At 70.1% G+C, this 9,653-nt stretch carries 9 protein-coding genes; 4 read left to right on the forward strand and 5 right to left on the reverse strand.

All coding sequences use genetic code 11. The annotated features are described in order from the left end of the window. Nucleotides 1-290: 290 nt before the first annotated feature. Together aspS and AC1DCG_RS24410 are read left to right on the forward strand one after the other, a co-directional pair. Nucleotides 291-2,129 (forward strand): aspartate--tRNA ligase, encoded by a 1,839-nt coding sequence (gene aspS / locus AC1DCG_RS24405; RefSeq protein ID WP_477030113.1) that lies wholly within the window; start codon nucleotides 291-293, stop codon nucleotides 2,127-2,129. Between the two features lie 108 nt (nucleotides 2,130-2,237). Continuing rightward, a complete protein-coding gene (locus AC1DCG_RS24410) occupies nucleotides 2,238-2,786 on the forward strand; it encodes a hypothetical protein (RefSeq protein WP_477030114.1) in 549 nt (182 codons plus the stop codon). Between the two features lie 9 nt (nucleotides 2,787-2,795). Here AC1DCG_RS24410 and AC1DCG_RS24415 read toward each other — a convergent pair whose 3' ends face one another. Both AC1DCG_RS24415 and AC1DCG_RS24420 read right to left on the reverse strand, forming a co-directional pair. After that, complete coding sequence (locus AC1DCG_RS24415) at nucleotides 2,796-3,293, reverse strand: pentapeptide repeat-containing protein (RefSeq protein WP_477030115.1); 498 nt, start codon at nucleotides 3,291-3,293, stop codon at nucleotides 2,796-2,798. Between the two features lie 79 nt (nucleotides 3,294-3,372). Further along, a complete protein-coding gene (locus AC1DCG_RS24420) occupies nucleotides 3,373-6,102 on the reverse strand; it encodes a TSCPD domain-containing protein (protein ID WP_477037019.1) in 2,730 nt (909 codons plus the stop codon). 223 nt (nucleotides 6,103-6,325) lie between these two features. Between AC1DCG_RS24420 and AC1DCG_RS24425 the strand changes: the two genes are divergently transcribed. Together AC1DCG_RS24425 and AC1DCG_RS24430 are read left to right on the forward strand one after the other, a co-directional pair. Beyond that, nucleotides 6,326-6,721 carry an NADH:ubiquinone oxidoreductase subunit NDUFA12 gene (locus AC1DCG_RS24425; protein WP_165255904.1) on the forward strand — a complete coding sequence of 132 codons (396 nt, stop codon included), beginning with the start codon at nucleotides 6,326-6,328 and terminating at the stop codon, nucleotides 6,719-6,721. A gap of 1 nt (nucleotide 6,722) precedes the next feature. Beyond that, the gene (locus tag AC1DCG_RS24430; RefSeq protein ID WP_477030117.1) at nucleotides 6,723-7,382 is read left to right on the forward strand and encodes a DUF2155 domain-containing protein; all 660 of its coding nucleotides are present in this window, start codon (nucleotides 6,723-6,725) and stop codon (nucleotides 7,380-7,382) included. Here the strand turns inward: AC1DCG_RS24430 and aat are convergent. The 3 genes from aat to AC1DCG_RS24445 form a co-directional block, all read right to left on the reverse strand. Continuing rightward, nucleotides 7,319-7,972, reverse strand: coding sequence for a leucyl/phenylalanyl-tRNA--protein transferase (aat, locus tag AC1DCG_RS24435; protein WP_240903293.1), 654 nt, complete (start codon nucleotides 7,970-7,972; stop codon nucleotides 7,319-7,321). The genes AC1DCG_RS24430 and aat overlap by 64 nt on opposite strands. A gap of 67 nt (nucleotides 7,973-8,039) precedes the next feature. Further along, nucleotides 8,040-9,383 (reverse strand): acetyl-CoA carboxylase biotin carboxylase subunit, encoded by a 1,344-nt coding sequence (gene accC, locus AC1DCG_RS24440; RefSeq protein ID WP_477041725.1) that lies wholly within the window; start codon nucleotides 9,381-9,383, stop codon nucleotides 8,040-8,042. A 7-nt stretch (nucleotides 9,384-9,390) separates the two neighbouring features. Beyond that, the coding region (locus AC1DCG_RS24445) for an acetyl-CoA carboxylase biotin carboxyl carrier protein (RefSeq protein ID WP_477041726.1) at nucleotides 9,391-9,653 on the reverse strand (263 nt) is incomplete at its 5' end.

Here is a 9,653-nt window from a genome sequence, read left to right on the forward strand (position 1 = left end):
GCTCCCCCAGAGGGGGAGCATCTCGAAGAGCGCCGACGCCAACAGATCCTCCCCCTCTGGGGGAGGTGGCCCGGAGGGCCGGAGGGGGTCAGCGCCGGATTGTCAGCACGGCCCCGAAGTCCACCGTCCTCCCCCTTCACTCAACTCCCCCTCCAGGAGGAGCGTCTCCAAGGCAACCCCCTCGAACCGCCAGGCGGTCCAATCCTGCCGGCCGGCTCAGAATCCTTGACATAAACGCCCCCGCATGCGCCTTTCCGCGCCTTACAAATCAACGCGTTCCGAAGCCTTTCATGACCACGATGCACGCCTATCGCACCCATAACTGCGGCGCTCTTCGGGCCAGCGACACCAACGCCAATGTGCGTCTGTCGGGCTGGATCCACCGCAAGCGCGACCATGGCGGCCTGGTCTTCATCGACCTGCGCGACCACTACGGCCTGACCCAGCTCGTCTTGCACCCGGAAACCCCGGGCTTCGCCATCGTCGAGCGCCTGCGCGCCGAAAGCGTGATCCGCGTCGACGGCGTGGTCATCGCCCGTGACGCCGCCGTGGTGAACGCCAACCTGCCGACCGGCGAGATCGAGATCCGCGTGACCGACGTCGAGGTCCTGTCGACCGCCGACGAACTGCCGCTGCCGGTCTTCGGCGAGCCGGACTATCCCGAAGAAATCCGCCTCAAGCATCGCTATCTCGACCTGCGCCGCGAGACCCTGCACAAGAACATCGTGCTGCGTTCGCGCGTGATCCAGTCGATCCGCAACCGCATGTTCGGGCAGGGCTTCAACGAGTTCCAGACGCCGATCCTGACGGCGTCGTCGCCGGAAGGCGCTCGCGACTTCCTGGTGCCCTCGCGTCTGCACCCGGAAAAGTTCTACGCCCTGCCGCAGGCGCCCCAGCAGTTCAAGCAACTGCTGATGGTCTCGGGCTTCGACCGCTACTTCCAGATCGCCCCGTGCTTCCGCGACGAAGACCTGCGCGCCGACCGTTCGCTGGAGTTCTACCAGCTCGACGTCGAGATGAGCTTCGTCACGCAAGAAGACGTGTTCGCCGCCATCGAGCCGGTGATGCACGGCATCTTCGAGGAGTTCGGCTCGGGCAAGCCCGTCTCGCCGATCAGCGAGACCCACACCTTCACCAACGACTTTGGCGCGACGCTCGAGCACAAGGGCTTCGAGCGCCTGACCTACGCCCAGTCGATGGCCTGGTACGGCAGCGACAAGCCCGACCTGCGCAACCCGATCAAGATGGCCGACGTCTCCGAGCACTTCCGCGACGGCGGCTTTGGCCTGTTCGCCAAGATCCTCGGCGCCGACGCCAAGAACGCCATCTGGGCCATTCCGGCCCCGACCGGCGGCTCGCGCGCCTTCTGCGACCGCATGAACAGCTGGGCCCAGGGCGAAGGCCAGCCGGGCCTCGGCTACGTCTTCTGGTCGGAAGACCAGGGCGGGTGGGGCGGCCCGATCGCCAAGAACCTGGGTGAACCGACCCAGGCCCTGATGGAAAGCCTGGGCCTTGGCGCCGGCGACGCGGCCTTCTTCGTGGCCGGCGATCCGGCCGTGTTCGCCAAGTTCGCTGGCCTGGCCCGCACCCGCGTCGGCACCGAGCTGAAGCTGGTCGCCGAAGAGCAGTTCAAGTTCTGCTGGATCGTCGACTTCCCGATGTTCGAGTGGAACGAGGACGAGAAGCGCGTCGACTTCTCGCACAACCCGTTCTCGATGCCGCAGGGCGGTCTGGAAGCCCTGGAAGGCCAGGATCCCCTGACCATCCGCGCCTACCAGTACGACATCGTCTGCAACGGCTACGAGCTGTGCTCGGGCGCGATCCGGAACCACAAGCCCGAGATCATGCTGAAGGCCTTCGAGATCGCCGGCTACGGCCCCGAAGTGGTCGAGGAGCAGTTCGGCGGCATGCTGAACGCCTTCCGCTTCGGCGCCCCGCCGCACGGCGGTCTGGCCCCCGGCATCGACCGCATCGTCATGCTGCTGGCCGAGCAGGTCGCCATCCGCGAGGTCATCGCCTTCCCGCTGAACCAGCAGGGCCAGGACCTGCTGATGAACGCGCCGGCGAACGTCCTCGACAAGCAGCTCAAGGAACTGCACATCCGCACGGCTCCGCCTATCAAGGTCTAAGGATCCGGCGGCAAGCGCCTGAAAGACAAAGCCCTCCGGCCGTTCGGCTCGGAGGGCTTTTTCGTGCTATGGTGCCGCTGTCGGGGGTGCGCCCTGGGAGGGTTCCCGATGTTCAGGACCGCGTTCGCAATGTGCCTCTGCCTGTCGGCCGCGACGGGCGCCTATGCCGCTTCTCCGCCGACCATGGCGGACCAGAAGGCCATCGACAGCGCCATGTCGGCCGCGCCGCCGGCGCTGGCCAAGGATGCGGCGATCATGACCTTCGCCGCCGACGGCTCGATGCGCCACCTGCGCGACGGGACCAACGGCTACACCTGCATGCCCGACATTCCGACGACGCCGGGCGTCGACCCGATGTGCGCCGACGCCAACGCCATGGAATGGGCGATGGCCATGTTCGCCCGCAAGCCGCCGCCGGAAGGCAAGCCGGGCTTCATCTACATGCTGATGGGCGGCTCGGATCCCAGCAACATGGATCCCTATGCGCAGAAGCCGATGGACGGTCATGACTGGGTCACGACGGGCCCCCACGTCATGGTCGTCGGGGCGCCGGGCATGCTGGCCGGCTATCCGGGCGGCGCGCGTCCGGACACTTCCAAGCCCTATGTCATGTTCCCCGACACGCCCTACGCGCACCTGATGCTGCCGGTGCGCTGAGCCTTCGGATCAGCGGCAGCGCGGGATCGACAGGCCGCGCGGCAGGGTCGTCGACGGATCGCCGCAGGCGCGGTTCAGCTGGGCCTGGGTCAGGCCGGTCGCGCGGTCCAGTTCGGCGCCCGAGAAGTTGACGCCCGACAGGTTGGCCTGCGCGAAGCTCGCGCCCTCCAGATAGGCGCCGACGAAGGTGGCGTTGGTCAGGTCGGCCCTGGCGAAGCTGGCGCCGCCGAACACGCCGCCATAGGCGTTGACGTCGCGCAGGTCGCCGCCGGTGAACCGCGTGCGGCCCATCACGGCCAGCGACAGGTCCGACTGCCGCAGGCGGGCGCCGGAAAGGTTCTTGGCCCGCAGGGTCAGGCCCGACAGGTCGGCCTGGAACAGGTTGCAACGGGGGCAGTCGGCGCCGCGGCGGACGCTGGCGATCTGGCCGGCGTTCTGCGCCAGGGCGGGACCGGCCAGAGCCAGGGTCGACAGCGCGGCGGCGGCGAGAAGGGCCAGCGGTTTCATTTCGGCACGCGTCCTTGACGGTGGAAAGGGCGGGATACGGGACTTGCCGTCGTCACAGCAAGTCCCGCGCCGGAGAGGCTCAGCCGCGCGGCGAGGGCCGTTCGGCCTGACCGTTGCAGCTCTCGCAGACCACCAGGCCGCCCTTGCGGCTGAGCGCGACATCGCCGCAGGCCGGGCAGATGTCGGCCTGGTCGGCGGGCGCGTTGGCCTTGGCCGCGTCGTCCTTGCGCCGGCCGAAGGCGGCGAACACCAGGTTGTCGGGCGTTGCGCCGCGCGAGAAGCCCTTGGAGATGAACTTCGAAGCCGGCAGGGGCGTCGGCTCCTCGGCCTCGTCCTCGACGTCGGCGGATTTGCCCCGGCCCAGGCCGTCGGCGTTGAATTCCTGCGGATCGCCGTTGGCCAGGTCGTCGCGGCCCAGGTACGAGACCCCGAGTTCGCGGAAGATGTAGTCGAGGATCGAGGTCGCCGACTTGATCGAGTCGTTGCCCGTCACCGGACCGGCCGGCTCGAACTTGGTGAAGACGTAGGCGTCGACGAACTCGTCCAGCGGCACGCCGTACTGCAGGCCGATCGAGATCGCGATGGCGAAGTTGTTCATCAACGACCGGAAGGCGGCGCCTTCCTTGTGCATGTCGATGAAGATCTCGCCGACCTCGCCGTCTTCGTATTCGCCGGTGTGCAGATAGACCTTGTGGCCGCCGACGGCCGCCTTCTGGATGTAGCCCTTGCGGCGATCGGGCAGCTTGCGCCGCTCGCGCTGGCGCTCGACCACCTTCTCGACGACGCGTTCGGTGACGATCGGTTCGGGCGGCCTGGTGCGCGGCGCCTCGGCCGGGGCTTCGGGCAGGTCGAGGGCGAAATCGGTGGGCGCAGGCGCGCGCGACAGCTTCAGGGCGCGCACGCCCGCACGGGCGGCCGAGGCCTGCAGCCGCAGCAGGTCGGCCGGGCGGGCGTCGAACGGGGCGACCAGCGCCAGCGGCCAGGGCGCGCAGGCGAAGGCTTCCACGGCGGCGGTGAAGGCGATGCGATCGGCCTGGGCCGGCGCCTCGAAGGCGCGCAGCAGGTCCTGGGTCGGGCTTTCCAGCGTGGGGCTGTCGAACAGCCGGCCGGTCCCGACGGCGTGGCGCTGCGCCTCGAGGACGGCTTCCGGCGCGAAGCCGGCGAAGGCCAGGGTGTCGAAGGCCGGATCGGCCAGCGCCTCGCGCGAGGCGCCCAGCACGTCGCCGATGAAGTCGGACCCGACGACCGCCGGGGCGAAGGCGGCGCGGAGGTCGCCGACGGCGCGCAGGGCGGCCTCGGCCAGGCCGATCTCGTGGCCGGTGAAGCCGACGGCGGCCAGGGCGCGATGGTCGACGCCGGGGGCGTCCTCCAGCGAACCGGCGCCCAGGGCATGAACGCGCACGGCGTCCAGATCGGCGCCCGCAGCGCGCAGGGCGGCCTGGGCGCTGGCGGAAAGCTGGGGTACGCCGACGCCGTCGCTGGTTTCCGAAGGCAGGACCAGTCGCCAGCCGCTGTCGAGGCCGGGGGGCGCGCCGAGGCGCAGGGCGGTCTCGGCGTCCTCGAACGGCGCGACGAGGGCGGCGCTGCGCAGGCCGTGGCTCCGGGCCCCGGCGAGGGCGGTCCGCAGGGCCTCAGCCGCCTCGGCCGCGAGTGGCGTGTTCAGGGCGGCCGCGGCCTCGGCGCGCTGGGCGATGCCGGCCAGGATGCGATCGGCCTCGCTAGAGAAGGCTTCGGCGGCGCCGAGCGCTTGGGCCAGGTGCGACGATGCGGTCAGCGCCTCGCCGGCGGCCAGCGCCCAAAGGGCCGCGGCGGCGTCTCGCCCAGCGTTGGTCGCTGGCGAAAGGTTCTGGGCCAGCAGCCAGTCGCCGACGCCGGCCAGGGTCAGCGCTGCGGCCCCCGATTGCGGGCGATCGAGTTCCAGGGCCACGGCCCACAGGCGCACGGCGTGCCGGAAGCCGGCCAGGTCGAAGCCGTCGTCGCCGAGGAAGGCGGCGGCGTTGACGGCCGCACGCGTTTGCGCGCCGGCCGCAAGGTGGTCGGCGTCGACGGGCGACAGGGCCAGGGTGACGCCGCCGGTCTCCCAGCTGGCGCGGGCGGCGAGGGCGGCGAATTCGTCGCCGGCCGCCACGTCGGCCGGTTCGGCCAGCGCCAGAAGGGGCGGGATCGTCGCGGCGTCGGCCGTGACGAGGGAGAAGCCGGGCGCTCCGGCGCTGGCCACGGCGTCGGCGATGCTGGCGTCGCTGGCCCCGGCCGCGCGGGCCTTCTGGGCGGCCCTGGCCAGGGCGACGTTGCGGGCGGGATCCGAGCAGGCCCGGGCGTCGCCTTGGCAGCGCAGGACGGCGTCGGACACGGCCGTCAGGGCGGCTTCCAGGCGGGCGGCGGCCTCGCGGGCCAGGCGATCGGCGCGGGCGCGGCCCACGTGCTCGGCCGCGGCGGCGCGGAATTCGATGGCGGAAACGTGCAGCGGTGCGGGCAGGGCGGGCGCAGGGGCGGCGGGCGCGGCGAGGCCCGCGATCATGCTGTCGACGAGATCGGCGGCGAAGGATCGCGCGTCCTGTTCCGACGTGAAGAGGCCTGCGGCGCGACCCGCCTGGGCCAGGCGCCCGGCGTAGCGCTCGAGAGCGCCGTCGAGGGCGGATTCGGGATCTGCGACGCCAGGCGCGGCCGTGTCGGACCAGTCCAGCCAGGCCTCGACGCGGGCGTCGGGCCAGCCCAGCGGAGCCAGGGTCTCGACGAAACGGTCGGGCCGTTCGATCTCGCGCAGGTCGATTTCCGGCGCGCGGCCGGCGAAGAGTCGTTCAAAGCGCATGGGCCGATTCCGCGGCGGGTGCTTCGTCATGGTGTCAACCCTAAACCGTGGGTCGGTAACCATCAATAGATGTTGGGCCTGCATGCAATGCTGTCCACAACATCTTGAAGGAGCCATCGGCGACGCCTTGGCTGGACGATGAGGGCTCGGCGACCTATAGTCCGCCCGCTTCGCGCCGCGCTCTTTCGGTCGCGAAGGCCTTTGCTAGATTGGGTGCCGCGCAGTGCTGAAAGCGATCTTCACGTGGTGGAACGGGGTGACCATCGGTCAGCGTTTCCACATTTCCCGCCGGGGCGTGTTCGTTGGTCAAGACGAGTTCGGCAACCGCTACTTCGAAGCGCGCGACAACAAGGACAGCTACGACGACCGCAAGCGTCGCTGGGTGATCTACAACGGTTACGCTGAAGCCTCGAAGGTTCCGCCGGACTGGAGCGGCTGGCTGCACTACACCTTCGACGAGCTGCCGACCCAGGCGCCGTTGAAGCGTCGCGCGTGGGAAAAGGACCACCTGCCGAACCTGACCGGCACGGTCCATGCCTGGCGTCCGAAGGGCGCCATCGGCCGCGGCGGCGAGCGCGCTGTCGCCACCAGCGACTACCAGTCCTGGTCGCCGGAATAAGATGAGCTTCAAGCGGCGCAGCCTGCAGGGCGCGGCGATCCTGGTCGCCGCGGTTCCGTTCGCCGTCGGCGCCGCCTGGGCGCTGCAGGCCGCTCCGCAGCAGGCGCGGCCCGTGCAGCAGGCTCCGGCCGCCGCGACGCCGCCTTCGGCCCAGCCGGCGCCGGTCGCTCCGGCGCCCAAGCCTGTTCAACAGCCGGCGCCGTCCAACGCCGCCCCGCCGCCCGAGCCGGCCCCGCCGCCGGCGGCCGATCCGGTTCCCGCCAAGCCGGTCGCCACCGCGCCCGCCAAGCCGGCCGAACCCGCCAAGCGCGGTCGCTACGGCGTGGCCATCATCCAGGCGCTGGACAAGGTCACGACCGAGACCATGCGGTTCGAGGTCCCGGTGGGCCAGCCGATCCGCTACAAGACGCTGGTCTTCACCGCCCGGGCCTGCGAGGTCACGGCGGCGGACGAACTGGCGCCCGACCAGATCGCCTACCTGACCATCGACACCCAGCCCAAGGCCCTGCCGGGACGCGCCGCGCCGGCCGGCCGGCAGGTGTTCAAGGGATGGATGTACGCCAGCTCGCCGGGCCTGAACCCGCTGGAGCACCCGGTCTATGACGCCTGGCTGATCGCCTGCAAGACGTCGGCCCCGGTCGCGGCCGGCCCTAGCAAGTAGAAGTCGGCTTCGGCCGTCAGGGCCTTGGCCAGCCGGCGCTTGTAGTCGGCGCGCGAGATCTCGACCGTGCCGAACTGCGCCAGGTGATCGGTGATGAACTGGGTGTCGAGCAGCCTGTAGCCGCCGACGTTCAGTCGCCCGACCAGGTGCACCAGCGCCACCTTGCTGGCGTCGCGGGCGGTCGAGAACATGCTCTCGCCGAAGAAAGCCGCGCCCAGCGAGACCCCGTAGAGGCCGCCCACCAGTTCGCCGCCTTGCCAGCACTCGACGCTGTGGGCGCGGCCGGCGGCGTAGAGCATGCCGTACATCTTCTGGATCGGGGCGTTGATCCAGGTCTCGAGACGACCCGGACGGGATGAGGCGCAGGCTTCGACCACGGCGTCGAAGGCGGTGTCGACGCGCACCTCGAAGGGCTCGCCGCGCACGGTGCGCGCCAGGCGCCTTGGGATGTGCATGGCATCCAGCGGAAGCACGCCGCGCCATTGCGGATCGATGAGGAAGAGGCGTTCGTCATGGCGCGCATCGGCCATGGGGAAGACGCCGCGTTCGTAGCAGGCGACGAGATCGTCGAGGCCGAAGGCGTCGTCCATGCGAGTCAGTGGGTTCCGATCGTCTCGATCGGCCCCGGAAGGATCCGGGGCCGACCAAGATAAGGCCTTAGCCCTGCGACTTGATCCAGCGTTCCAGCCAGTGGATGTCGTAGTCGCCGGCCAGGATGTCGGGCTGGACCAGGAGGTCCTGGAACAGCKGGATCGTGGTCTCGACGCCGCCGACGACCATCTCGCCCAGGCAGCGCTTCAGGCGCGCGATGCACTCGGCGCGGTCGCGGCCGTGCACGATCAGCTTGCCGATCAGGCTGTCGTAGTAGGGCGGGATCGCGTAGCCGGTGTAGATCGCCGAATCCAGGCGCACGCCCAGGCCGCCCGGCGCGTGGAAGTCCGTCACCGTGCCCGGCGAGGGCGTGAAGGTGCGGGCGTTCTCGGCGTTGATGCGGCATTCGATGGCGTGGCCCTCGAACACGACGTCTTCCTGGGTGAACGACAGCGGCAGGCCCGCGGCGATGCGGATCTGCTCGCGCACCAGGTCGATGCCGGTGATGGCTTCGGTGACCGGGTGCTCCACCTGCAGGCGGGTGTTCATTTCGATGAAGAAGAACTCGTCGTTCTCCCACAGGAACTCGATGGTGCCGACGCCGAGATAGCCGATGGCCTTGACCGCATCGACGACGATCTTGCCGATCTTGGCGCGACCTTCGGCCGACAGGGCGGGCGAGGGGGCTTCTTCCAGCACCTTCTGGTGACGCCGCTGCAGCGAGCAGTCGCGTTCGCCCAGGTGCACCACGTTGCCGTGGCTGTCGGCGATGACCTGCAACTCGATGTGGCGCGGCTTCTGGAGGTAGCGCTCCATGTAGACCGTGTCGTCGCCGAAGGCGGCGCGGGCTTCGGCGCGGGCGGTCGCCACCGCTTCGGCCAGGTCCTCACGGGTCTGGGCGACCTTCATGCCGCGACCGCCGCCGCCGGCGGCGGCCTTGATCAGCACCGGGAAGCCGATCTGATCGGCGGCCGCGAAGGCCTCTTCCTCGGTCGACACGCCGCCGTCAGAGCCCGGAACGACCGGAATGCCGGCGTCCTTCACGGCCTGCTTGGCGGTGATCTTGTCGCCCATCATCCGGATGTGCTCGGGCTTGGGACCGATGAAGGTGAAGCCGTGAGCGCCGACGATCTCGGCGAAGCGGGCGTTCTCCGACAGGAAGCCGTAGCCCGGGTGGATGCCTTGCGCGCCCGTGATCTCGGCCGCGGCGATGATCGACGGGATGTTGAGGTAGCTCTTGGCCGCCGGAGCGGGGCCGATGCACACGCTCTCGTCGGCCAGGCGCACCCACATCGAGTTGCGGTCGGCCTCGGAATGGACCGCCACGGTGGCGATGCCCATTTCCTTGCAGGCGCGGTGAACCCGGRGCGCGATCTCGCCCCGGTTCGCGATGAGGATCTTGTCGAACATGGCGCGCTTACTCGATGACGACGAGCGGCTCGCCGAACTCGACGGGCTGGGCGTCGGCGACCAGGATCTCGACGACCTTGCCGGCCTTCGGCGCGGCGATCGGGTTCATGGTCTTCATGGCTTCGACGATCAGCAGGGTCTGGCCGGCCGAGACGGTGTCGCCGACCTTGATGAAGGCGTCGGCGCCGGGCTGCGGCGAGAGGTAGGCGGTGCCGACCATCGGCGACTTCACGGCGTCGCCGCGAACGGCGGCCGGGGCCGGGGCAGCGG

Source organism: Caulobacter sp. 10L414 (assembly GCF_056395525.1).

Excerpts from the sequence above, each read along its gene's own strand:
- aspS (WP_477030113.1), top strand. The coding sequence starts at position 291 with ATGACCACGATGCACGCCTATCGCACCCATAACTGCGGCGCTCTTCGG.
- AC1DCG_RS24410 (WP_477030114.1), top strand. The coding sequence starts at position 2,238 with ATGTTCAGGACCGCGTTCGCAATGTGCCTCTGCCTGTCGGCCGCGACG.
- AC1DCG_RS24415 (WP_477030115.1), bottom strand. The coding sequence starts at position 3,293 with ATGAAACCGCTGGCCCTTCTCGCCGCCGCCGCGCTGTCGACCCTGGCT.
- AC1DCG_RS24420 (WP_477037019.1), bottom strand. The coding sequence starts at position 6,102 with ATGCGCTTTGAACGACTCTTCGCCGGCCGCGCGCCGGAAATCGACCTG.
- AC1DCG_RS24430 (WP_477030117.1), top strand. The coding sequence starts at position 6,723 with ATGAGCTTCAAGCGGCGCAGCCTGCAGGGCGCGGCGATCCTGGTCGCC.
- aat (WP_240903293.1), bottom strand. The coding sequence starts at position 7,972 with ATGGACGACGCCTTCGGCCTCGACGATCTCGTCGCCTGCTACGAACGC.